The organism is Acinetobacter chengduensis (assembly GCF_003664645.1).
GTDB lineage: Bacteria > Pseudomonadota > Gammaproteobacteria > Pseudomonadales > Moraxellaceae > Acinetobacter > Acinetobacter chengduensis.
The window spans coordinates 220,400-243,640 of sequence record NZ_RCHC01000002.1; the positions used below are offsets into that span (position 1 = coordinate 220,400).

Annotated in this window: 19 protein-coding genes and 1 tRNA gene; 9 read left to right on the forward strand and 11 right to left on the reverse strand. The window is 40.0% G+C overall.

Annotated elements, in window-relative coordinates; all coding sequences use genetic code 11:
* Positions 1–69 precede the first annotated feature (69 nt).
* Both carB and carA read right to left on the reverse strand, forming a co-directional pair.
* Positions 70–3,300 (reverse strand): carbamoyl-phosphate synthase large subunit, encoded by a 3,231-nt coding sequence (carB, locus tag D9K81_RS02660; RefSeq protein ID WP_120373789.1) that lies wholly within the window; start codon positions 3,298–3,300, stop codon positions 70–72.
* A gap of 13 nt (positions 3,301–3,313) precedes the next feature.
* Positions 3,314–4,456 carry a glutamine-hydrolyzing carbamoyl-phosphate synthase small subunit gene (carA, locus tag D9K81_RS02665; RefSeq protein ID WP_106984535.1) on the reverse strand — a complete coding sequence of 381 codons (1,143 nt, stop codon included), beginning with the start codon at positions 4,454–4,456 and terminating at the stop codon, positions 3,314–3,316.
* A gap of 309 nt (positions 4,457–4,765) precedes the next feature.
* On the opposite strand from carA, the gene D9K81_RS02670 reads away from it, so the two are divergent.
* Positions 4,766–5,245 (forward strand): hypothetical protein, encoded by a 480-nt coding sequence (locus D9K81_RS02670; RefSeq protein WP_120373787.1) that lies wholly within the window; start codon positions 4,766–4,768, stop codon positions 5,243–5,245.
* A gap of 323 nt (positions 5,246–5,568) precedes the next feature.
* Here the strand turns inward: D9K81_RS02670 and D9K81_RS02675 are convergent, their stop codons facing one another.
* Together D9K81_RS02675 and D9K81_RS02680 are read right to left on the reverse strand one after the other, a co-directional pair.
* The gene (locus D9K81_RS02675; protein WP_120373786.1) at positions 5,569–6,108 is read right to left on the reverse strand and encodes a DOMON-like domain-containing protein; all 540 of its coding nucleotides are present in this window, start codon (positions 6,106–6,108) and stop codon (positions 5,569–5,571) included.
* 9 nt (positions 6,109–6,117) lie between these two features.
* Complete coding sequence (locus D9K81_RS02680) at positions 6,118–6,441, reverse strand: YhbY family RNA-binding protein (protein ID WP_120373785.1); 324 nt, start codon at positions 6,439–6,441, stop codon at positions 6,118–6,120.
* Positions 6,442–6,636: 195 nt separating this feature from the next.
* On the opposite strand from D9K81_RS02680, the gene rlmE reads away from it, so the two are divergent.
* From rlmE to D9K81_RS02700, 4 genes are all read left to right on the forward strand, one after another.
* Complete coding sequence (gene rlmE / locus D9K81_RS02685) at positions 6,637–7,287, forward strand: 23S rRNA (uridine(2552)-2'-O)-methyltransferase RlmE (RefSeq protein ID WP_120373784.1); 651 nt, start codon at positions 6,637–6,639, stop codon at positions 7,285–7,287.
* Positions 7,288–7,418: 131 nt separating this feature from the next.
* Complete coding sequence (gene ftsH, locus D9K81_RS02690; RefSeq protein WP_120373783.1) at positions 7,419–9,308, forward strand: ATP-dependent zinc metalloprotease FtsH; 1,890 nt, start codon at positions 7,419–7,421, stop codon at positions 9,306–9,308.
* 127 nt (positions 9,309–9,435) lie between these two features.
* Positions 9,436–10,293, forward strand: coding sequence for a dihydropteroate synthase (folP, locus tag D9K81_RS02695; RefSeq protein WP_120373782.1), 858 nt, complete (start codon positions 9,436–9,438; stop codon positions 10,291–10,293).
* 105 nt (positions 10,294–10,398) lie between these two features.
* Entirely contained in the window at positions 10,399–10,713 is a 315-nt protein-coding gene (locus tag D9K81_RS02700) for a DUF5713 family protein (RefSeq protein ID WP_120373781.1), read from the forward strand.
* A gap of 239 nt (positions 10,714–10,952) precedes the next feature.
* Here the strand turns inward: D9K81_RS02700 and D9K81_RS02705 are convergent.
* A tRNA-Leu gene (locus tag D9K81_RS02705) sits at positions 10,953–11,039 on the reverse strand.
* 199 nt (positions 11,040–11,238) lie between these two features.
* Between D9K81_RS02705 and D9K81_RS02710 the strand changes: the two genes are divergently transcribed.
* Complete coding sequence (locus D9K81_RS02710) at positions 11,239–13,017, forward strand: alkaline phosphatase D family protein (RefSeq protein WP_120373780.1); 1,779 nt, start codon at positions 11,239–11,241, stop codon at positions 13,015–13,017.
* 43 nt (positions 13,018–13,060) lie between these two features.
* On the opposite strand, the gene D9K81_RS02715 is transcribed toward D9K81_RS02710, so the two are convergent.
* Positions 13,061–13,795 carry a hypothetical protein gene (locus D9K81_RS02715; RefSeq protein WP_120373779.1) on the reverse strand — a complete coding sequence of 245 codons (735 nt, stop codon included), beginning with the start codon at positions 13,793–13,795 and terminating at the stop codon, positions 13,061–13,063.
* 180 nt (positions 13,796–13,975) lie between these two features.
* Between D9K81_RS02715 and D9K81_RS02720 the strand changes: the two genes are divergently transcribed.
* On the forward strand, positions 13,976–14,482 hold the full coding sequence (locus D9K81_RS02720) for a hypothetical protein (RefSeq protein ID WP_120373778.1): 507 nt from the start codon (positions 13,976–13,978) through the stop codon (positions 14,480–14,482).
* Between the two features lie 79 nt (positions 14,483–14,561).
* Here the strand turns inward: D9K81_RS02720 and D9K81_RS02725 are convergent, their stop codons facing one another.
* The 4 genes from D9K81_RS02725 to D9K81_RS02740 all read right to left on the reverse strand — a co-directional run bounded on the left by D9K81_RS02725 (position 14,562) and on the right by D9K81_RS02740 (position 18,997).
* A complete protein-coding gene (locus D9K81_RS02725; protein ID WP_120373777.1) occupies positions 14,562–15,902 on the reverse strand; it encodes a CitMHS family transporter in 1,341 nt (446 codons plus the stop codon).
* A gap of 289 nt (positions 15,903–16,191) precedes the next feature.
* Positions 16,192–16,476: a hypothetical protein gene (locus tag D9K81_RS02730; RefSeq protein ID WP_120373776.1), complete on the reverse strand. Its 285-nt coding sequence runs from the start codon at positions 16,474–16,476 to the stop codon at positions 16,192–16,194.
* Between the two features lie 80 nt (positions 16,477–16,556).
* Positions 16,557–17,882, reverse strand: coding sequence for a hemolysin family protein (locus D9K81_RS02735; RefSeq protein WP_120373775.1), 1,326 nt, complete (start codon positions 17,880–17,882; stop codon positions 16,557–16,559).
* Between the two features lie 125 nt (positions 17,883–18,007).
* Positions 18,008–18,997: a LysR family transcriptional regulator gene (locus D9K81_RS02740; protein WP_106984549.1), complete on the reverse strand. Its 990-nt coding sequence runs from the start codon at positions 18,995–18,997 to the stop codon at positions 18,008–18,010.
* A gap of 648 nt (positions 18,998–19,645) precedes the next feature.
* Between D9K81_RS02740 and D9K81_RS02745 the strand changes: the two genes are divergently transcribed.
* Positions 19,646–21,250, forward strand: coding sequence for an isocitrate lyase (locus D9K81_RS02745; RefSeq protein WP_120373774.1), 1,605 nt, complete (start codon positions 19,646–19,648; stop codon positions 21,248–21,250).
* A 149-nt stretch (positions 21,251–21,399) separates the two neighbouring features.
* On the opposite strand, the gene D9K81_RS02750 is transcribed toward D9K81_RS02745, so the two are convergent.
* Positions 21,400–21,777, reverse strand: a complete 378-nt coding sequence (locus D9K81_RS02750) for a diacylglycerol kinase (RefSeq protein ID WP_120373773.1) — start codon at positions 21,775–21,777, stop codon at positions 21,400–21,402.
* Between the two features lie 257 nt (positions 21,778–22,034).
* On the opposite strand from D9K81_RS02750, the gene D9K81_RS02755 reads away from it, so the two are divergent.
* Positions 22,035–23,216 (forward strand): MBL fold metallo-hydrolase, encoded by a 1,182-nt coding sequence (locus D9K81_RS02755; RefSeq protein ID WP_121523101.1) that lies wholly within the window; start codon positions 22,035–22,037, stop codon positions 23,214–23,216.
* Positions 23,217–23,241: the final 25 nt, after the last annotated feature.

The following is a 23,241-nucleotide window of genomic DNA, read 5'->3' on the forward strand; positions in this document are numbered from 1 at the left end:
AAAAAGACAAAGTATATAAATGAAAAAAGCCCGCCACCAAGAAGGTGACGGGACTTCTCGGTAGCTTAATTAACCTTTGGTAAGGTCTTGCAAGCGGTATACATCCATTGGCAATTTAATTGCTAAAGCTTGGCATACAGCATCAGCACCGTTTAGAGTGGTGGTGTTATACACTTTACCTTGGAGTGCAGAACGGCGGATAGAGAATGAATCTTCTTGCGCCTTTTTACCTTCAGTCGTGTTAATTACAAGGTGGATTTCGCCGTTTTTAATACGGTCCACAATGTTAGGACGACCTTCAGTCACTTTGTTCACGCGTTCACATTCAAGACCAGCTTCACTGATAACTTTAAATGTACCATCAGTCGCAAGAATCTTGAAGCCTAAATCAATAAGTTGTTTCGCAATGCCTGCAGCACGAGGCTTGTCTGAATCACGCACTGAAATAAATGCATGTTTCACTTCACCTTCAGTTGGTAGACCAGGTAAACGTTCATTTGCACCTAAAACGGCTTTGTAGAACGCTTCACCAAATGTTTTACCAACGCCCATCACTTCACCTGTAGATTTCATCTCAGGTCCAAGAATTGGGTCAACGCCAGGGAACTTGTTGAATGGGAACACTGCTTCTTTTACAGAGAAGTGCTCAGGAATAATCTCTGAAGTGAATCCTTGAGATTCTAGAGATTGACCCGCCATACAACGTGCAGCCACTTTCGCTAAAGATTCGCCGATACACTTAGATACGAATGGAACAGTACGTGATGCACGTGGGTTCACTTCTAAGATGTATACGTCATTACCTTTCACAGCAAACTGTACGTTCATCAAACCAATTACGCCAAGCTCTTTCGCCATAGCAATTGTTTGACGGCGCATTTCGTCCTGTACTTCTTTAGATAAAGAGTAAGGAGGAATAGAACATGCAGAGTCACCTGAGTGAATACCTGCTTGTTCGATGTGCTGCATAATACCGCCGATCACAACGTCTTTACCGTCAGATACGCAGTCTACGTCAACTTCGATTGCGTCATCTAGGAAACGGTCAAGAAGAACTGGCGCTTCATTCGATGCTTGAACCGCATCACGTAAGTAGCGTTTTAATTCTTCGTCGTTGTAAACGATTTCCATCGCACGGCCACCAAGCACGTAAGAAGGACGTACTACAAGTGGGTAGCCAACTTTCGCTGCTTCAGCCATACCTTCTTCAGCAGATTTTACAATACTGTTGTTTGGTTGACGAAGTTGCAGACGTTGAATCATTTGTTGGAAACGTTCGCGGTCTTCTGCACGGTCAATGGCGTCAGGAGATGTACCAATGATTGGCGCACCAGCTTCTTCTAAAGCACGAGCCAATTTTAAAGGTGTTTGACCACCGTACTGTACGATAATGCCTTTAGGCTTCTCAATACGCACGATTTCAAGAACATCTTCAAGTGTAATTGGTTCGAAGTACAAACGATCAGATGTGTCGTAATCTGTAGAAACAGTTTCAGGGTTACAGTTCACCATGATTGTTTCGTAGCCGTCATCACGCATAGCAAGTGCCGCGTGTACACAGCAGTAATCGAATTCGATACCTTGACCAATACGGTTAGGACCGCCACCAATCACCATGATCTTGTCACGAGTTGAAGGATTTGCTTCACATTCTTCATCGTAAGTTGAGTACATGTAAGCTGTATCTGATTCAAACTCAGCAGCACATGTATCTACACGTTTGTAAACTGGAGTCACGCCCAAGTTCCAACGGTGTTTACGGAATTGTTTTTGTGAAATGCCCATCAAGTTCGCAATGCGAAGATCTGATAAACCTTTACGTTTGAATGAACGGATGTTGTCCGCATTCAAATCACCAAAACCTAAAGTTTTGATTTGGTTTTCAGTTTTAATGATGTCTTCGATTTGGATTAAGAACCAACGGTCGATGTTTGTCGCAGCAAATACTTCGTCTAGTGTGAAACCGTGACGGAATGCATCGCCCACGTACCAAATACGCTCTGGACCTGGAACTTTAAGCTCTTGTAAGATTTTCTCACGCGCGCCTTCAGTACCCACTTCAATTTTTTCATCAAAACCACAAGCGCCCACTTCAAGACCACGAAGGGCTTTAGATACAGACTCTTGGAAGTTACGACCAATTGCCATGACTTCACCTACAGACTTCATCTGAGTTGTAAGTGTTGCATCAGCTTGTGGGAATTTTTCGAAGTTGAAACGAGGAATCTTGGTTACAACGTAGTCAATCGCAGGTTCGAATGAAGCTGGAGTTGTACCGCCAGTGATGTCATTTTTCAATTCATCAAGGGTATAACCAACAGCCAATTTTGCAGCGATTTTTGCAATTGGGAAACCAGTTGCTTTAGACGCAAGAGCAGATGAACGTGATACACGTGGGTTCATCTCGATCACAACCATACGGCCGTCTTTCGGGTTGATACCGAACTGTACGTTAGAACCGCCAGTTTCAACACCAATTTCACGAAGTACAGCTAAAGATGCATTACGTAAAAGCTGGAATTCTTTGTCTGTCAATGTTTGCGCAGGAGCAACAGTGATTGAGTCACCTGTGTGTACGCCCATTGGGTCAAAGTTTTCAATCGTACATACGATGATACAGTTGTCGTTTTTGTCACGAACAACTTCCATTTCGTATTCTTTCCAACCAATTAAAGATTCATCGATCAATAATTGTTTGGTTGGAGAAAGATCGAAACCACGTTCACAGATTTCAATGAATTCTTCTTTGTTGTACGCGATACCGCCACCTGAACCACCCATCGTGAATGATGGGCGGATAATTACAGGGAAGCCGAAACGTGCTTGGATTTCCAAAGCGTGTTCCATGCTTTCTGCAACGTCAGCACGTGGACATTCCAAACCGATTTTGCGCATTGCGATATCGAAAAGTTTACGGTCTTCCGCTTTTTCGATTGCTTCTTTCGTCGCGCCAATCAATTCAACATTGTATTTTTCTAAAATACCGTGCTCATCAAGTGCAAGGGCACAGTTCAAAGCAGTTTGACCACCCATTGTAGGAAGAACTGCGTCAGGGCGTTCTTTCTCAATGATAGCTGCAACAGTTTGCCAAGTAATCGGTTCGATGTACGTTGCATCTGCCATTGCAGGGTCAGTCATAATGGTCGCTGGGTTAGAGTTCACCAAAATAACACGGTAGCCTTCTTCACGAAGGGCTTTACAAGCTTGCGCACCTGAGTAGTCAAACTCACATGCTTGACCGATCACAATCGGACCCGCACCAATAATTAAGATGCTTTTAATGTCTGTACGTTTAGCCATGATGCTTCCTTAATTACTTCTTAGATGCTTCGATAAGTTCGATGAAATGATCGAACAATGGTGCGCAGTCATGTGGACCAGGGCTTGCTTCAGGGTGACCTTGGAAACTGAACGCAGGTTTGTCTGTGCGATGAATCCCTTGTAGGGTTTGGTCGAACAGTGATTTGTGCGTAGCTTTCAAGTTTGCAGGTAGTGTTTCTGCATCTACTGCGAAGCCGTGGTTTTGCGAAGTAATCATCACTGTACCAGTTTCGATGTTCTGTACAGGATGGTTGGCACCGTGGTGACCGTGAGGCATTTTCACAGTCTTAGCACCGCTTGCTAGCGCAAGAATTTGGTGACCCAAGCAAATACCAAATACAGGTACATTACGAGCGTCTTCTACAATTGTTTTTACAGCTTCAATTGCGTAGTCACATGCCGCTGGATCGCCGGGGCCGTTCGACAAGAACACGCCATCTGGATTCAACGCAAGTACGTCAGCAGCAGGAGTTTGCGCAGGTACGACAGTCAATTTACAACCGCGATCTGCAAGCATACGCAAGATGTTGGTTTTGACACCGTAATCGTATGCAACAACATGGAATTTAAGTTCAGGCTGAGAAAAGCCTTTGCCAAGTGTCCAAGAGCCTTCAGACCATTCAAAGCCTTCAGGGTCGCAGCATTCTTTTGCAAGATCTAAACCGTTTAAACCACCAAAAGCGCGTGCTTTTTCTAATGCTTGTTCTTCAGTGATATTTTCACCAGCAAGAATACAGCCGTTTTGCGCGCCTTTGTCACGTAAGATACGTGTTAATCGTCGGGTATCGATGTCCGCAATGGCAACAACATTATGTTCTTTTAAGTATTCACCTAATGACTGCGTAGATCGGAAGTTGCTATGCAATAAAGGTAGGTCACGAATGATCAATCCGTTGGCCCATACTTTATGAATTCGACCTGACTCAGCGTCTTCATCATTACAACCTGTATTACCGATATGTGGGTAAGTTAGGGTTACAAGTTGCTGTGCATAACTTGGGTCAGTCAAAATTTCTTGATAGCCAGTCATGGCAGTGTTGAAAACGACTTCACCAGTCGTACTACCCGATGCACCAATAGAAGTACCTTTAAAGATAGTTCCGTCGGCAAGGGCTAAAATTGCTGGGGTGCTCAAACCAAAGCTCCTGAAATTTAGGCTGTAAAAAAGCGAGAAGACGAAAAAAAAGGAAGGTTACTTTAAAACCTACCCTCCCTATGTCTGCTCGCTTGAACTTAACACGGCATTATACGCAGTAAGCCCTTGGAAGTCCATTCTAAAAGTCGTGAATATATAAGATAAAGCGCTTGCATTTCATAAAAAAGTTTGTTTTTTGTTGTTTGTCGAAAAATGTAAGCAATTAATTATTGTCTGACAAATCATAAATTAAAATTTATCAAGTATCGCTAATATGTGGTTTCATGAATAACTATAGGTATAACAATCATGGCAACTCAAGAAAAAGCAAGTACAGAGAAAACAACCCTGAAGTCTATTGCAACAGAGGGTGCCGATAAGCTTGAAAAAGTGGCGAAAGAAGCGACTGAACAAGCTGTAGAGGCCGTTGTAGATAGTAAAGAAAAACTTCAGGAAGAGGCCAAGGTGCTGAATGCAAATGTGCAAGGTCAGCTACAGCAATTGAAGCAAGATATTTTGCAAAAAATTGAATTGCTCAAAAGTCATTTTGGTACATCGCAAAAAGACTTCACCGAGTTAAAAACATTTGTTAAAACTGAATTTAATGCTGTGTTAGATGATTTATCAAAATTAGGTAAAGAGTTGAAAGCAGATGTCTCTGAGATTTCAGGTAAGCACAAAGAGCAGATTACAGAAACGTTTAAGCGCTCAAAAGAGCATACGCTGGAAGCCTGGAAAAAAGTGAACCCAGTAAAGGCTGATGCTCAAGACTCAACGCTAAAAAGCTAAAAGATTGCGCTGATGTTCGCTTGAAAGGGAAGTTTGCTGAGTTGTGTGTATAAATGAGCAAATTCAAGTGGGTTGTTAGCATGAAAAAATGGGTAGGGTAGGGACTGCCCATTTTTTGTCTTTATTTTAAGTTTTAAATGCGCGTTATTATTTGTGCTGGTATTAAGTTTGGATGCATACGCTAAATCTAAGATAAATTAACAATGCAATAAGTTGCTGTTGAATGATGCTTTGTATGAGCGAAAGCATTGTGTGTGATAAAAGCTAAACGTTAGGCGAAAAAAATGAGGCAATCTGCCTCATTTTTTGTGCTTTGATATTCATCAAAATTGATGTAGCCAGTCACGCTTATTGTGAAAATCTGCTTGTGGGCTGCTGTGTTGCATCGCGTAATACTGATCACCTTGAGAAGTTTTGAGTACTGCGCTTAGACCAATATATAGGTCTGCCCATTTTAATTTATGAATCAACATAAATTCTGTTAGATCCAGACTGACATTTAATCCGTAATGTGTGCGCTTTAATTGGTTCAGCTCAATATCATACGTAGCTTGCGGCGGCATATTTTCCGGATAGCGGTATTCTTCAAACTGATAGGCTTGCCATGCTTCGGAGGGAGATAGATTGATTTCACGGTAAAAATCTTCACCATGCACACCAATAAAAATCTCGAAGCAGGTCTGTTCCCATAGAAAGTCACGACGCGGATTAGATGCAGAAGCTTCTGGCCATTGGATCAGTTGATTAGGGTCGCGTATCCAAAAACCTGTGTTTAAGGTATACGGACTTTTTTGTTCAATTGCGCCAACGACAGAAATCGCTTGAAATCGACGATCAAAGGCACTGAGTTCGAAACTAGCCATAAAGGGAGATTAGTTTGACAAGTGTGCGTGACGAACAAGGTTTGAAAGTTTTGGATTTTGCTTAGCCGCTTTTTTGTAAAGCAAAGCAATTTTACCAATTGTTTGTACTACTTCAGCGCCAGACACTGCAGCAACTTCAGAAATAAGTGCAGCACGTGCTTCACGGTCTTCAGCCACGATTTTAACTTTAATCAGTTCGTGATCATTGAGCGCGCGGTTTAATTCTTCAGTTACGCCTTCGGACAAGCCTTTGTCGCCAAGCATTACAACTGGATTTAATGCATGACCAATTTGACGTAAGCGTTTACGTTCTTGAATAGATAAAGCCGCCATAAGTATAACCTAAATTTTAAAACGGCTTAGTATAACAAAAGTGAGATTGAAACGCTGTAAATTCTATGCAATTTATCGATGTAATTTATTGGAAAAAACATGCGCTGGGTAATGATTTATATACACATGCATACTGCAAAAAGTGTGTTTTTCACGTACAATAAAAAATTAGAAGTTATTTTTATTTAGAGAGTTATGGCTACACGCATTACCAACCAAAAGTTATCTAAAAGTAGTCGTGATTGGATGCGAGAGCATTTAGATGATCCATTTGTGAAAAAAGCACAAAAGGAAGGCTACCGTGCTCGTGCAGCTTATAAACTTCTAGAAATGCAAGAAAAATATAAGCTTATTAAGCCGGGTATGGTGGTAGTAGACTTGGGTGCTGCACCGGGAAGTTGGTCGCAAATTGCAGGTAAACTTGTTGGTTCTAAGGGTTTGGTGATTGCCTCTGATATTTTGGAAATGGACGCCTTACCAGATGTGACCTTTTTGCAAGGTGACTTCCGTGAGCAAGAAGTGTTCGATAAATTGTTAAATATTTTAAATGGACGCCAAGTTGACGTTGTAATTTCAGATATGGCCCCCAATACTTCAGGTAACAAAGCCGTAGATCAGCCACGTCAAATTTATCTTTGTGAGCTTGCACTTGATTTTGCGAACAAAGTACTTGGTCCAAATGGTCAATTTGTTGTTAAGGTTTTCCAAGGCACAGGTTTTGATGAGTTTCGTAAGCAGATCGTCGACAGTTTCGATGTTTTAAAAACTGCTAAACCTGCGGCTTCGCGTGCTCGATCTAAAGAGGTATTTTTAGTCGGGCAGGGACGTAAGAAAGCTTTGAAATAAAGTTTACTTGCCAACGCTTTAAAAATTGTGCATTTTGTACGGTTTACATTATTGCTCGCTGATCTGCAGCGTTAAATTAGGGTCACCCAGTATTGGGCATGATCAAATTAGATTGAAATGGGAATAAAGCTTTGAGCGATCTTTTTAAGAATGCCGTATTGTGGCTCGTCATACTGGGTGTGCTGGTACTTATATTCAGCAACGTCAGTGACCGCAATCAGCCGACAGCGCTGAATTATTCAGAGTTTGTTGCAGCGGTGAATGCTGGTCAAATTAAACGCGTCACGATTGATGGCGAAAGAATCCGTGGTGAAAAATCAAACGGTTCTGAATTTGAAAGCATTCGTCCAGCCGTTCAAGATCCTGAACTGATGCCGAATTTGATTAAAAATAACGTTGTTGTTGAAGGTACTGCACCTCAACGTCAAGGTTTATTAATGCAGCTTTTGATTGCGAGCTTCCCAGTATTGTTAATCATTTTGTTATTCATGTTCTTTATGCGGAATATGGGTGGCGGTGCTGGTGGCAAAAATGGCCCGATGAGCTTTGGTAAATCTAAAGCCAAAATGCTGACAGAAGATCAAATTAAAGTAACATTTACTGATGTTGCAGGTTGTGATGAAGCAAAACAAGAAGTTGTTGAAATTGTAGATTTCTTAAAAGACCCTACAAAATTCAAACGTCTTGGTGCGACAATTCCACGTGGCGTATTAATGGTTGGTCCTCCGGGTACGGGTAAAACTTTACTTGCGAAGGCAATTGCTGGTGAAGCAAAAGTTCCATTCTTTAGTATTTCTGGTTCTGACTTTGTTGAAATGTTTGTGGGTGTGGGCGCGTCCCGTGTTCGCGATATGTTTGAACAAGCGAAACGCCATGCACCATGTATCATCTTTATCGATGAAATTGATGCGGTAGGTCGTCATCGTGGTTCAGGTACAGGTGGTGGTCATGATGAGCGTGAGCAAACACTTAACCAAATGCTTGTAGAAATGGACGGTTTTGAAGGCAATGAAGGTATTATCGTAATTGCTGCTACTAACCGTGCAGACGTTCTAGATAAAGCATTACTTCGTCCAGGTCGTTTTGACCGTCAAGTGATGGTTGGTCTGCCAGACATTAAGGGCCGTGAGCAGATTTTAAATGTTCACTTGAAAAAATTGCCTTCAACGACTGGTGTTGACGTTAAAGTTCTAGCACGTGGTACACCGGGTTTCTCTGGTGCACAATTGGCTAACCTTGTGAACGAAGCTGCATTGTTTGCTGCACGTCGCAATAAAAACACAGTCGATATGCATGATTTTGAAGATGCAAAAGATAAACTTTATATGGGTCCTGAGCGTAAATCGATGGTACTTCGTGAAGAAGAACGTCGCGCAACGGCTTATCATGAAGCAGGCCATGCGATTGTTGCTGAAATTTTACCGGGTACAGACCCAGTACATAAAGTAACTATTATGCCTCGTGGTTGGGCTTTAGGTGTGACTTGGCAGTTGCCTGAGCACGACCAAACCAGCCATTACAAAGACAAAATGTTGAATGAACTTTCTATTTTGTTTGGTGGTCGTATTGCCGAAGAAGTCTTCATTAACCAAATGTCGACAGGCGCTTCAAATGACTTTGAACGTGCAACTAAAATGGCACGTGCGATGGTAACGAAGTACGGTATGTCTGATAAATTGGGCGTAATGGTCTATGAAGATGATTCTCAGCAATCATTCATGGGTAGCATTGGTAGTCGTACAATTTCAGAAGCAACACAACAACAAGTCGATGCTGAAGTTCGTCGTATTATTGATGAACAGTACCGCGTAGCTCGTGATATTCTTGAAAACAACATGGATATTGCGCATGCGATGGTGAAAGCTTTACTTGAGTGGGAAACGATTGATCGCGAACAAATTCGTGACATTATGGAAGGTCGTGAACCACAGCCACCTAAAGTATATGTAGCAGAAAATCCAGTGATTGATGTTACACCTACAGATGGTCCAGCGACACCACCACCGTTACCTGCAAATTAATGCATTAACTGTATAAGTTTAAAAAAAAGAGCCTCAGTGAGGCTCTTTTTTGTTTTTGGATGAGCACAATGGCGACTTCGCATACGCAAAATTGATAACATAGTTAGATTCATTTAGGAGACTTAGTATGCGCTTAATGCCTTTACCAAATAAAATCTTAAAATGTGGTGAGTTGACTTTGGATTTGTCGACACCACATGTAATGGGCATTTTAAATGTGACACCTGATTCGTTTAGCGATGGTGGGCAACACAATGGTAAAGATGAAGCTGTAGCGCGTGCTAAGCAGATGATTGCCGAGGGTGCAACGGTTATTGATGTTGGGGGTGAATCAACACGCCCTGGTGCATCTGCTGTTGCTGTAGAAGAAGAAATACGTCGCGTTGTGCCTGTGGTAGAAGAGTTGGCAAAATTAGACGTCGTCATTTCTATTGATACTTCTTCACCAGAGGTGATATCTGCAGCTGTAAATGCTGGAGCGCATATTTGGAATGATGTACGTGCGCTGACCCGCCCGAATGCTTTAGAGACCGCAGCTGAGCTGAATATTCCAGTCATTATTATGCACATGCGTGGTGAGCCGACCACCATGAATCATTTGGATCAATATACGGATGTAACCACTGATGTGATGGACGAAATATCACAGCGTGTGCAGGATGCATTAGATGCAGGTGTAAAAGCTGAAAATATTATGATTGATCCTGGCTTTGGTTTTGCTAAAAATGCACAACAAAACTTAAAATTATTAAATGAGTTATATCAGCTCAATGCATTGGGCTATCCAATTTTATCGGCATTGTCGCGCAAGCGGTTTATTGGTGAAGCGGTGGGAGCAAGCGATGCAAAAGAGCGTGCAGTGGGGTCTGTAATGGCTCATTTAATGAGTATTCAGCAGGGCGCCTGTATGGTACGCGCGCATGATGTTAAAGCAACCAAAGATGCAATTTTAATGTGGAATGCTATGCGTTTGGCTGAGGTTTAAGCTCGATATTGAATTGTTCCTGTTAAATATTATTGAGATTCATTTGGCGAAATTTAATCAATATGGTATATAAGCTCGCTTATTGTGTTTGTGTTGAGAGCCTGTATGTTTGCAGATCTTCTTCTCCCGATGTTTGATGATGATTATTACCCAGATATCTTGGTTGCTGAAGTTAAACAATTGATTGTACTTTTTGCCAAAAAAGTAGCGAAAGCAAATCTTTCTGAAACTGATATTTATCAATTTGCCAATGAAACTGTTTCATTGGTCAATAAGATGAAGCCACAGTTTGAGGATTTGGATTCTTCTTTGGATGATACGGCCGCGGATTATATTGCTGAAGCAATGATGATGGTTGTACAAGATGAAGGATATATGGATATAGAAATGGAAGAGTTGGTTGCAAATAGAGAGTGGTGATCCGCTCTCTTTTTTTATCTCAACATTGATTTTTAAGTTTAAGTGCTTAAAACAGAGGCTATATATTTATATTGGACTTAATTTGTAGGCATAGGCGCTGTTTATAGAAAAATAATAAGATGTATAGAGATGTAGATTGGGATTTTTATTTTATATAGTGATGTATTAAATTTTAGGCATAAAAAAACCAGCTTAAAGCTGGGTTCTTTATATGTACCATCATTTCTATAGTAGAAGGATGGTGCCCGAGGCCAGACTCGAACTGGCACGACTTGAAGGTCGGGGGATTTTAAATCCCCTGTGTCTACCGATTTCACCACTCGGGCATGAGCGCAATAATAGAGGAGCAATTATAACTTGGCAAGTATAAATATAACTAATTGCTTTATTTTCAAGCAAAACATGAGTTTATGTTTAAAAAAAATCCAATAAATATGCTTAAGTCTAAAATTTAATCAAATTTTCACGTGTCTGAGATGAAATTGAAATACAGATTTCTTATTTTGTGTAAAAAAGGAAATCTTTATGAAACCCATTTTAAATCGACGTGAATTGATTCAGCGTGCATTGGCAGGGGTCGGTGCAGTGTCATTGCCTATAGGTTTAACTGCTTGTGGTAGTAGTGATACATCAGATTCATCTAATGCAATTGCATTACAATTTTTGCATGGGGTCGCGAGTGGTGACCCATTACAAGATAAAGTCATACTGTGGACACGTGTGACGGTCGCAGATTCAAGTTTACGTTTGGAATTGGATTGGGAAATTGCCACAGATCCAGAATTTAAAAATATACACAACAAAGGCAAGGCTCAAACCAGTAGTGCGTATGACTTTACGCTAAAAGTGGATGCCGATAAATTAAAAGCCAATCAAACATATTATTATCGTTTTAAATTTGGTTCGGTTGTTTCAGCTGTGGGGCAGACCAAAACTTTGGCAGAACAATCTACAGCACTGGAAAAGGTGCGTTTTGCAGTATGCTCTTGTTCAAACTATCCAGCGGGTTATTTTCATGTATATAAAGAAATGGCTAAACTGGATGTAGATGCTGTATTGCATTTAGGTGATTATATTTATGAATATGGTCAAGGGGGCTACGCCACAGAAGACGCTAAAACTTTAGGCCGTGAATTTGCACTAGATAACACTCAAGAAATTCTGAATCTGAGTGATTACCGTAAGCGCTATGCTTTGTATCGCTTAGATCCAGATTTACAAGTGTTACATCAGCGCCATCCGTTTGTCGTGATTTGGGATGATCATGAGTTAAGTAATGATGCATGGTTCAATGGTGCCGAAAACCATCAAGCCAATGAAGGCAGTTTTGCTGATCGAAAAGCGGCGGCATTGCAAGCTTATTTTGAATGGATGCCTATTCGTGCAAAAAGTGCAGAAGATCATTTGCACATCTACCGACAGTTTAACTATGGCAATCTAGTACAGTTAAATATGCTTGATACACGTATTTTGGCACGGAGTGAACAGCTCGATTATGCCACCTACATGACAGCAGTAGGTGGCTTAGACAGCACTAAATTTGCATCTGATTTATACAGCAGTTCGCGCACATTAATGGGTGCTGAACAATTGGCATGGTTAAATACATCACTTGCCAATTCTCAAGCAAAATGGAATGTATTGGGGCAACAGGTTTTAATGGCCAAAATGCTCATACCTGCAGAGATTTTATCTATTTTAGCCAAAGTGCAAAGTGGTACAGCTGGTGCCGCGGAATTAGCAGCAATTAAGCAAATGATTACAGAATTGTCTGCGATTAAAATTCAATATTTGACAGATCCTTCAAAATTAACGGTAGAGCAAATCACACGGATTAAATCTGTATTGCCTTATAATTTAGATGCTTGGGATGGTTATGCCTATGAGCGTGAAGTACTGTATGGCATGTTACAACAGCTGAAGAAGCAAGTTGTGGTCTTGGCTGGAGACACACATAATGCGTGGTATTCAACCCTATATGCACAAAATGGAGTGCAGACAGGTATTGAATTAGCGACCAGCTCGGTGTCTTCACCAGGGATGGAAAAGTATTTGCAAATAAGCCCAGCAGACTTACACAGCTTTGAACAAGCTTTTGCCTTATTAATAGATGAATTGCAATATTGTAATTTGAATCAACGGGGCTATTTGCTGGTCGAATTTAATCAAACTGCTGTAAATGCCAATTGGGTATTTGTGGATACTGTAAAAAGTAAAAACTACCAAATAGATAATACAACAGCCAAAGCGGTGTCATTGGATTTGAACCTAAAAACTATAGCTTCGGTTGCAAAGAGTGCTTAAAGCCTAAATTTGTAATAAAAAACTGGGCGTTTAGCCCAGTTTTTTATTTGCTCATTTCTTCTAAATACGCATCAATATCAATATGTTTAATGCTTTTACATAATTTATGTTCAAAATGTAGGGTTTCTAAATGTAAGTCCTGCATTTGTTTTAACTGCTGGGAGAGAGCTGTATGCTGAGCAGACTGACTTTTGCTCAATCGTAAGCGGAGCTTGGTTTTTAATATTTGCTTATAGGTCCAGTAATTCACACGGCGGATTTCTTGTAAGCAAAAATAGCCAGTTGATTCAGAATCTGAACGGAATAAGTTTTCTTTGTAAAATTTAACAAAGCCAAAACTCAGTGCAAAGAAAAACAGTAAAGCCTGTAAAAAAGAACTTTCTATATAGGCAATATTTAGGGCTTGCAAAATAATTAGCACAGTCAGCTTGATGGGGGTATGACGTACACTTTTATACATTGAAATAGAGCTGTGCTTCATTTGCTTAATAATAAGAGGGCATACCAGCATGAAAAAAATCATGATTGCGAGTACCGCAATGCCTTCAGCTCGGAATTCACTCCAAGTCGTAAATTGTTTTTGTAAAAAATCTCCAAGCACCATACTGCTTGAAACAAAAATCATGGCTGCTAGTAACCAAGGCAAGATTTCTTTAATTTCATCGATTAAGCCTTTGGTTTTAATTAGGCTGTAAAAAAGAAAATTACGCTTAAATGCTGCAGGATATTGTGACTTTAATTGTTCTAAATACAGCAAAGCCTGTGGGATTTTAAGCATGGAAAAAATGAATGATTTGAAGATGCTTCAATATAAAACAATTTTCATAAAGGTGAGCAATTTTTTTATTCAGCAAGTAGTTCTTCTTATGTAAAAAGCAGAGTGCAATGAAAGATATTTCCCTTTTTATAAGCTGAATATGAGAAAATACTGCTTTAAGCATTTTTGTAAAGGCAGTGTATGGCTGGTCAATCTCCTGAATCTTTAAGCGATATCGAAATTTTAGATATTTTAACATCGATGAAAAATGATGTTTTAAATACTGAGGCAGCACAAATCATCCGTAATGGGGGTAAAGCTGGCCGTCAAGAATCGCACAAGCAGGCATTGGTCGCACTTCACCAGTCTTTTGAAGATAAACTTGTAGAAGCAGTAACTTTAGCTTTAAATTTGAACGAAGCGCAAAGCAAAAAAATTCGTTATAAAAAAGACCGTATTCGTATTTTAAAAGTACGCGGTATTGATTATATGGCTGTCGATGGTGCGGAAACTGCACAGGTATTGTCACAAGTTGCCCAAGCTATTGTACGTGAAGATGCAACAGTCACTCATGATTTGCATAACATTTTCCCATTTTGGAAAGAAGGTTGGCCAATGGTGCAGTTTGATAATGCCTATACGATTTTAGAAGATGATATTTCAATTCATTATCAAGCATTGCTAGATGCCTTGATCAGTAAACACTGATAAATTGATCAACAAAAAAAGCGCCATTTGGCGCTTTTTTATGGCTTGTGATTTGGATGTTGTAGTTAAGACAAGGCCTTTAACTTAATGAGGAATAAAATGGGAACATGCCAAAAACTAAACCAGAGACCAGCATCACTAAGCAAGTAATAATGGCCCACAGAATCGTAAAGCGTTGATGCTGACCAAATTCAATACCTGCTAAGCCACAGAGTAAATAAGTTGAAGGGACGAGTGGAGAAAGCAAATGTACGGGTTGCCCTACAATTGATGCACGAGCCATTTCTACAGGTTCAATGCCATAGTGCATAGCAGCTTCAGATAAAATAGGCAGTACCCCATAATAAAAAGCGTCATTTGACATAAAAAAGGTCATTGGCATGCTAATAATCGCGGTAATGGGTGCTAAATAAGGCCCCATACTGGTGGGAATAATAGCCACTAACTCTTTAGACATAGCTTCCACCATGCCTGTTCCAGCCAAAATACCTGTGAAAATACCCGCAGCAAAAATAATTCCAACCACATTCAGTGCGCTTCCTGCATGATGTGCGACCAACTGCTTTTGCATGTCAATTTGGCGGTAATTGACCACCAGCGCAATACACAATGCCACCATAAATAAAATAGGCATAGGCAGTACATTCATTACTAAACAGATCATCAGCGCAACAGTTAATAGCCCATTAAACCAGCGCAGGTGTGCACGATTGGCTTCTGGATTACTCGAAATCTGAATATTGTCACCATGGCTGATGTCGAGTTCGATAATACCTAAGCGCTTACGCTCCATACGACCATACATATAACCCAAGAAATACACCCAACCAATTGCAAAGAGCATTGGTAAAACCATAGGAATAAATACATCACTTGGGTCGACATGTAAGGCACTGGCAGCACGCGCGGTTGGCCCACCCCAAGGAGATAAATTCATGATGCCACTTGAGAGCATCATCAGGCAGGCCATAATTAGTGGACTCATATTTAGACGGCGATACAGGGGAAGCATTGCGGCCACACAAATCATATAGGTGGTCGAGCCATCGCCATCAAGCGATACAATAATAGTTAAAGTAATGGTGCCTAAGACAACTTTGAGAGGATCACCTTTAACGAGGCGTAAAATAAATTTAACGGAAGGGTCAAATAATCCTGTATCAATCATGATGGCAAAATACAGAATAGCGAATAACAGCATAATGCCTGTAGGCGCCAGTTTTTTAACACCTTCTAGCATCATTTCGCCAATTTCATGGATTTGAATATGGGAAAGGCTATCGAAGTAAAAACCCATTAACCATGCAATGAGTGCAAATAACAGCGGAATTAAGGTGAGTGCCACGAGGGGGCTCATTCGGCGTGACATAATCAAATACATAAAGCAAATGATCATACCTAGGCCAAGTAACGTTAACATGGTGTTCAATCCTTTGAGTTTTTTTAGTAGCTTTCAAAGCGCTCAGGCAGGATATAAAAAAAACCAAAAGTACAAAACTACGCATTTAAAATGTGAATTTAGTCGCTATTTTCTGAAAAAATAAAATTAATAAAACAAAAGCTTAGATACTTGGAAATAGATAAGGAGAATAAGAGTGATTTTTTATATGTAAGTTATTGTAATTTAAGTAAACATAACCATAAGTCTTTTGATGCAGTTTGGTAAAAAAGCTGTTTAAGGTCAAGCCACAAAGTACTGGAGAAATTGCTTAATCGTGTAGCCAAAAGCGAAAGATCAACCGAATAGGGAACATGAATAAACGCCACCAAAATATCAGCGGGTCAAAGAAAATCGAATCCCAGCCCATGCGCATTGTCTGGTCATATTCACGACGCTTTCGATTGTTGTGATTTGGAATAACCAGCCAAGAACAAATAAAAAGTATTACCGCAAATACCAAGTAGAGAGGCTCAGGTTGAATCGCGAAAAAGCGGTAAATTAAATACACCGCAGAATAAAAACTAAAGCAGGCTAATAAAGCGTGTATGGACATCAGCTATATCCTTTATTTTTATTGTTTTGTCTGTTGTAACTGAAGTAGGGCCTAATTACACCCTACTTCAAATTGCTCATTTAATTTGTGGGTTCTTCAATTGGTTCTTCGGCTTGCTCTAATAAGCGCGTCACCAGTAACTGGTCAATTTTAAAATGATCAACATCGACTACTTCGAATTTATAACCACCATAAATGACCGCATCAGCAGGACGTGGAATTTTTCGCAGTTTATACATCATAAAACCCGCTAAGGTTTCATAATTGTCGGTATCTGGCATTTCATCAATCGCTAAGGCATGCATCATATCTTCAATGGGTGTACTACCTTCAATCAGCCATGAATTATTATCGCGTTTGATAATTTGCTGATCTTCCTCAATTGGTGTGACCCAGTCACCCATCACGGTAATCATAATATCAGATAGGGTAATTACACCGACAACCAGCGCATATTCATTGATAACCACGGCAAATTTTTCTTTGGTCGAACGAAAGCGGTCGAGTAATTCAGACAGTGTGAGCGTATCTGGAATGGTGAGTACATTACGAATTGTATTTTCGTTTAATTGTAAGAGCGATTGATTGTTTAAAATACGAACCAAAATATCCTTGGCATCCACATAACCAATCACATCATCAATATTCTCGCTACACACTAAAAATTTAGAATAAGGATATTCTGCTAGTTTTTGACGAATACTGGCTTCAGATTCTTTTAGGGTAAAATAAACTACGTTTTCACGTGTGGTCATACTTGAAGGGACGTTACGCTCTTCTAGTTCAAATACATTTTCAATGAAATGATGTTCTTGTTTTTGCAGTACGCCTGCCTGTGCACCAGCATCCATCACTGCTGAAATATCATCAAACGTAATATTATCGTCTCGGGTTGTGTTCACTTTAAATAAGCGGAACAGCATATTGGCAATGGCATTAATAAACCATGCCAATGGTTTACAGACCACAATAAACACTTGAATGGGGTTAATGACTGACACTGCAATTTTTTCGGGTGCAATCATGGCCAAGCGTTTTGGCATGAGGTCTGCAAATAAGATAAACAAAGAAGTGACTAAAGTGAAAGACAAAGCAAAGCTGATACTTTCAGTCCATGGGCCGTGATAAAAGCGTGCAACCATGTCATAGAAATAAGGGCGAAATGCGCCTTCACCCAAAATACCACCGAGAATAGCGACAGCATTTAGGCCAATTTGCGAGGCAGCAAAAAAATCTGCTGAATTTTCTTGTAGGTCGAGCACTTTTTGAGCACGCTCATCGCCCGATTCTGCCAAGATTTTTAATTTAACTTTTCGCGCACCTGCTAGGGCGATTTCAGTTAAAGATAAAAAACCAGCTCCCGCAATAAGGATGACGATGATTAGGATGTTTTGGAAGAGGCTCACTGAGGCACCTGTGGATCATCATTATTTTGAATATTTTTAACATAAAAAAACTCGAGAGAATCAATGAAAGATTTCCTCGAGTTCTAGTATAAGCTTAAAAAAGAAGAATTTATGAAAATTTATGTTCAATAGTGAGAAAATTGAGAGTTATTCATTAAAAATTCACGGTTTTCTTCTTCAATCATTTGGCGTGCAACATACAAAATAAGCTGGCGTAACCAACGATGTGCAGGGTGATGATGCAATAAAGGACACCACGCCATTTTTAATTCAAATTCTGGAATATAAAACGGTGGGTCTTTAATAAGTAGGTTTTGGCTTTTGGCTTGAAGGCGGGCAATACGTGTGGGTAAGGTCGCAACCAAATCAACATTAGAGGCCAACAAACCAGGCATTTGATAATGACGTGTAAACACAGAAATTTTTCGTTTTTGACCAATACGCTCTAAAGCTTGATCAATCCAGCCTAAGCCTGCTTGTTTTTCTGGATTTACACCAAAGCCCACGCCCATACCTGTTTTAGACACCCAAATATGCTGTGCATCAAGGTAACTTTTTAAGTTTAGGTTATTGGCTGCAGGATGTTTACCATTTAAAAGGCAAGAAAAGCTGTCACGCCAAACCAAAACTTGGTGAAAACTTTGAGGGATTTCATTAAAGCGGTTAATCGCAAGATCGACTTTACCTTGTTCCATATCACGGTACGACACATCACTTGGCGTTAAAAAGTCGAGCACAACATTCGGCGCTTCTGAGCGAAGTGCTTTTACTAAGCGAGGCACTAAAGTTGCTTCGGCATAGTCTGAAGTCATGATGCGAAATACACGATTAGAGGTATAAGGTCGGAATTCGGTGCGAGGTTCCAAAATCATGGAAAGATCTGAAAGCGCATCGCGAATACGAGGTTGTAATTCTAAGGCACGCTCCGTTGGGGTCATACCTTCAGAAGAACGAATCAAGAGAGGATCATTAAATAAATTACGTAGACGACGTAAAATATTACTCATTGCAGGCTGGGTGACACCCAATTGTTCTGCGGCACGTGTTACATTTTTTTCACGAAGTAGCACATCAAGGTAAATGAGTAGATTAAGATCGACACGCTCCAGATTCATAAAATAAATACCGAAAATAAAATCATGAAATTATTTTGATTATGCCATAAGCCATGCGCCTTGTGTAATAAACTGATGAAAAAAAAGACATCCATTTATAGGCTAGAAATACGAGTTTAATGAATAAATTCAACTATTCGGCACGAAAAATATAAGGTTTAAAATCTCTTGAACACGTGTTTGCCTGAAGTAGAGCTTATTGATAAGTTGCTCAATTTTAAATCTGAGAGTTTGAACATTTAATGTACTTTTTTGTTGTAAAAAATAGACAGCAGGCTTAGGTGTGGTGATGTTGTTATTTTGAGCATTTTTGCCAATTTTTAGTCATAATTCACATTTTCAAAGGGCTTCACGACTTAAGTCTAATGAATAAAAAGAAAACAGCTTAGGTGAAAAATAAACTAAATTTAATTATATATATTTATTTAAAATCAATTGCTTATATAATTTTGGTTAAATTATATTTAGACTTTGATCTACCCATTTTTTAAATAAATATCGAAAATTAATACAGAATATTGGATTAATTTTATTGGCCAATCTAATCTAGGTTCATCGAAACGAAGTGCTCTAAATCTAAACAATAAATTGAGGGTAGGATTTTAGGCATTCGTTTAGGAAATCCTAATATTATTACAGGAAAATATCATGACTACATACTTATCAGCGATTGATGCAATCCGCGAATTAAAAGCAAAATTCGGTGCAACATGGCGCGACATCAGCCCAGAAGATGCTGCACGTATGCAAATGCAAAACCGTTTCAAAACTGGTTTAGACATCGCGAAATATACCGCTGCAATTATGCGTCGTGATATGGCTGCATACGATGCAGACTCAAGCAAATACACTCAATCACTAGGTTGCTGGCACGGTTTTATCGCACAGCAAAAAATGATTGCGAACAAAAAATACTTCGGTACAACTGAACGTCGTTATATCTACCTTTCTGGTTGGATGGTTGCTGCACTTCGTTCAGAATTCGGTCCTCTTCCTGACCAATCAATGCACGAAAAAACTTCAGTACCTGCATTGATCGAAGAAATCTACACTTTCCTTCGTCAAGCTGATGCAAAAGAACTTAACGATCTTTTCCGTGCGTTGAATAAAGCAAACGAAGCGGGTGACACTGCTAAAGCAGCTGAACTTACAGCTCAAATTGATAACTTCGAAACTCACGTTGTGCCAATTATTGCGGACATCGATGCTGGTTTCGGTAACGAAGAAGCAACTTATTTACTTGCTAAGAAAATGATCGAAGCTGGTGCTTGTGCGCTTCAAATTGAAAACCAAGTATCTGATGCTAAACAATGTGGTCACCAAGCTGGTAAAGTAACAGTTCCACACGAAGACTTCATCGCTAAAATCCACGCTCTTCGCTATGCATTCTTAGAAATGGGTCTTGACGACGGTATCATCGTTGCTCGTACGGACTCTGAAGGCGCTGACTTGACTCAAAAAATCCCAGTGGTTAAAGAGCCAGGTGACATCGCTTCTCAATACATCAGCTACTTAGATACAGTTGAAATTGACATCGCTGATGCGCAAGAAGACGAAATCCTAATCAAGCGTAACGGTAAACTTCACCGTCCAAAACGTCTTGCTTCTGGCTTGTACCAATTCCGTCCAGACACGCAAATCGACCGCGTTGTACTTGACTGTGTATCTAGCCTTCAAAACGGTGCTGACCTTCTTTGGATCGAAACTGCAACGCCAAACGTTGAAGAAATCGCTCACATGGTTAACCGTGTTAAAGAAACAGTTCCAAATGCGAAGCTTGTTTATAACAACTCTCCATCTTTCAACTGGACTTTAAACTTCCGTCAACAAGCTTACGACCGTTGGGTTGCTGAAGGTAAAGACGTTTCTGCTTACGACCGTGCTAAATTAATGAGCGCTGAGTACGATGCAACTGAATTAGCTGCTGATGCTGACGAAAAAGTACGTACATTCCAAGCAGATGCTTCTCGTGAAGCGGGCGTGTTCCATCACTTGATCACTCTTCCGACTTATCACACAGCTGCTCTTTCTACTCACGAGCTTGCTCAAGGTTACTTCGGCGACCAAGGTATGCTTGCTTATGTAGCTGGCGTTCAACGTAAAGAAATCCGCGGTACGATCGCTTGTGTTAAACACCAAGCAATGGCGGGTTCTGACATCGGTGATGATCACAAAGAAATCTTCTCTGGTGACAACGCTCTTAAAGCGCATGACGATGCTAAAAACACAATGAACCAATTCGCTGCTCACTAAGCACTGAACTGATTCGAAAAAACCCAGCTTTAGCTGGGTTTTTTTATGTCTATTGATTTTATGATGGAAGCTAAAAGTAGAGACATTCAAAAAGCAGGTTTGAACCTGCTTTTATTGCATACAATTCATTTAATTGCTTATATTTATCTTTAGACAGGCCAAAGAATAATAAGCCAAGTAAAGAAAATAATCGCCAAAGCTACAAATTGCGCTGCACTACCCATATCTTTGGCATTTTTAGACAGTGGATGTCTTTCTAAAGAGACACGATCTACAACTGCTTCAATTGCAGAGTTAAATAATTCGACAATCAGTGCAAATAGGCACACGGCAATCATCATAGCATGTTCAACACGACTCACCTGCAGAAAACAGCTGGTGGGAATAAGTACGATGTTAATGAAAACAATTTGTCGAAAAGCGGCTTCATTTTGAAAAGCGGCTTTAAAGCCAGCAATTGAATATTGCGTTGCGTTTAAAATACGTTTGATGCCAGTTTTGCCTTTAAAGGGAGAATAGCTAGTCATGTGATATGGGGAAATTTTAGATTTTATTTATTTTATGAGACCTAACTTAAATTTGACTGAAAATCTGATCATCTCATTCAGCGAAAACCTGTGCCTTTAGATGTGAATTTTGAAATTAATCTAATTTAAGTACATTTAATGCTTAAAAAATGCATAAAAATCAGGCAAAATTGCCACACAAAATTCCTATAACGACATTGAATAATAAGATTATTGCTTCGATATAGATTGAAGCGACGTTTTAATAAGGTAGTGCCATGAAAAATAAAATATTCGCAATCCTATTGGCCAGTTTGAGTTTTCAGGTCAACGCTTCTGAAGTACAACCAATAGCCAGCGTAATCGTCAATAAGGCATCCGCTGAGCAAGGATTTTTTGTATTTAATTTTGGTGAATATAAAATCACTGCATTACGTGATGGCTCAATCGATTTAAAGGGAAGTTTATTTAATAAAAACTTAAGTCCAGACGAGCTACAACAGGTATTTTCAAAAGCCAACTTATCTCAAACACAGTATTTACCAACCAGTGTGAATACTTTTTTAATTGATGATCTTCATGGGAATTTAACCCTTGTCGATAATGGTGCAGGAAACTGTATGGGCGATAAATTGGGTGCTATGGCAACCAATATTCAGGCCGCAGGTTATAAGCTACAACATATCAATAGCATTATGCTAACGCATTTACACCTTGATCATGTATGTGGGTTAACACAAAATAATTTAGCCGTTTTTCCACTGGCTACGGTCTATGTGAGTGAGCAAGAATTAGCATTTTGGTCGGCAGATCAAGTTTCTGCTCATATCACAGAAGAAAAAAGAGATAACTACCAAGCCATTGCAACACAAATTAAGACTGTTTTGGCGCCGTATCAAATGTCTAAAAGCTTAAAAACCTTTAAAGCGGGTTCATCTATTAATGGCATTGAGGTGGTAGAAAGTGCAGGACATACGCCAGGGCATTATTCTTATTTGCTTAAGAGCCAAAATAAGTCTTTGGTCTTTGTAGGGGATATTATTCATTCGCATACATTACAGTTTATTGAACCTAAACTTTCGATTGAATTTGATACTGATCCTGTGCAGGCAAGTCAAACACGTGAAGCATTGTTTGCGAAGTATGCACAGTCACATACATGGATTGCTGCACCACATTTACCATTTCCTGGGGTGGGGGAAATAGTAGAACTGAGTGCTGGTCATTATGAGTGGAAGCCTTTAGGCTCTGCAACACCTGCAACACCTGCAACACCTGCAACACCTGCAACACCTGCAACACCTGCAACACCTGTAGTGGCACTAGAAAATACAAGTGAACCGCATGTAGAAATACCTGCAGCAGAAGTGGTAATAGCCGAGGTACAAACAACTGTAAAGCCTGTTATTGAGGATGGTGTTGAAACAGAGCAGAGCACAGCCTCGACTGCACATCCCTAATGATTATATCGTGGGCGATCTATTG

What these genes read in the sequence shown, in the direction of transcription:
- carB (WP_120373789.1), bottom strand. Translation starts at nt 3,300, where the DNA reads ATGGCTAAACGTACAGACATTAAAAGCATCTTAATTATTGGTGCGGGT.
- D9K81_RS02670 (WP_120373787.1), top strand. Translation starts at nt 4,766, where the DNA reads ATGGCAACTCAAGAAAAAGCAAGTACAGAGAAAACAACCCTGAAGTCT.
- D9K81_RS02675 (WP_120373786.1), bottom strand. Translation starts at nt 6,108, where the DNA reads ATGGCTAGTTTCGAACTCAGTGCCTTTGATCGTCGATTTCAAGCGATT.
- D9K81_RS02680 (WP_120373785.1), bottom strand. Translation starts at nt 6,441, where the DNA reads ATGGCGGCTTTATCTATTCAAGAACGTAAACGCTTACGTCAAATTGGT.
- rlmE (WP_120373784.1), top strand. Translation starts at nt 6,637, where the DNA reads ATGGCTACACGCATTACCAACCAAAAGTTATCTAAAAGTAGTCGTGAT.
- folP (WP_120373782.1), top strand. Translation starts at nt 9,436, where the DNA reads ATGCGCTTAATGCCTTTACCAAATAAAATCTTAAAATGTGGTGAGTTG.
- D9K81_RS02700 (WP_120373781.1), top strand. Translation starts at nt 10,399, where the DNA reads ATGTTTGCAGATCTTCTTCTCCCGATGTTTGATGATGATTATTACCCA.
- D9K81_RS02710 (WP_120373780.1), top strand. Translation starts at nt 11,239, where the DNA reads ATGAAACCCATTTTAAATCGACGTGAATTGATTCAGCGTGCATTGGCA.
- D9K81_RS02715 (WP_120373779.1), bottom strand. Translation starts at nt 13,795, where the DNA reads ATGCTTAAAATCCCACAGGCTTTGCTGTATTTAGAACAATTAAAGTCA.
- D9K81_RS02720 (WP_120373778.1), top strand. Translation starts at nt 13,976, where the DNA reads ATGGCTGGTCAATCTCCTGAATCTTTAAGCGATATCGAAATTTTAGAT.
- D9K81_RS02725 (WP_120373777.1), bottom strand. Translation starts at nt 15,902, where the DNA reads ATGTTAACGTTACTTGGCCTAGGTATGATCATTTGCTTTATGTATTTG.
- D9K81_RS02730 (WP_120373776.1), bottom strand. Translation starts at nt 16,476, where the DNA reads ATGTCCATACACGCTTTATTAGCCTGCTTTAGTTTTTATTCTGCGGTG.
- D9K81_RS02740 (WP_106984549.1), bottom strand. Translation starts at nt 18,997, where the DNA reads ATGAATCTGGAGCGTGTCGATCTTAATCTACTCATTTACCTTGATGTG.
- D9K81_RS02745 (WP_120373774.1), top strand. Translation starts at nt 19,646, where the DNA reads ATGACTACATACTTATCAGCGATTGATGCAATCCGCGAATTAAAAGCA.
- D9K81_RS02750 (WP_120373773.1), bottom strand. Translation starts at nt 21,777, where the DNA reads ATGACTAGCTATTCTCCCTTTAAAGGCAAAACTGGCATCAAACGTATT.
- D9K81_RS02755 (WP_121523101.1), top strand. Translation starts at nt 22,035, where the DNA reads ATGAAAAATAAAATATTCGCAATCCTATTGGCCAGTTTGAGTTTTCAG.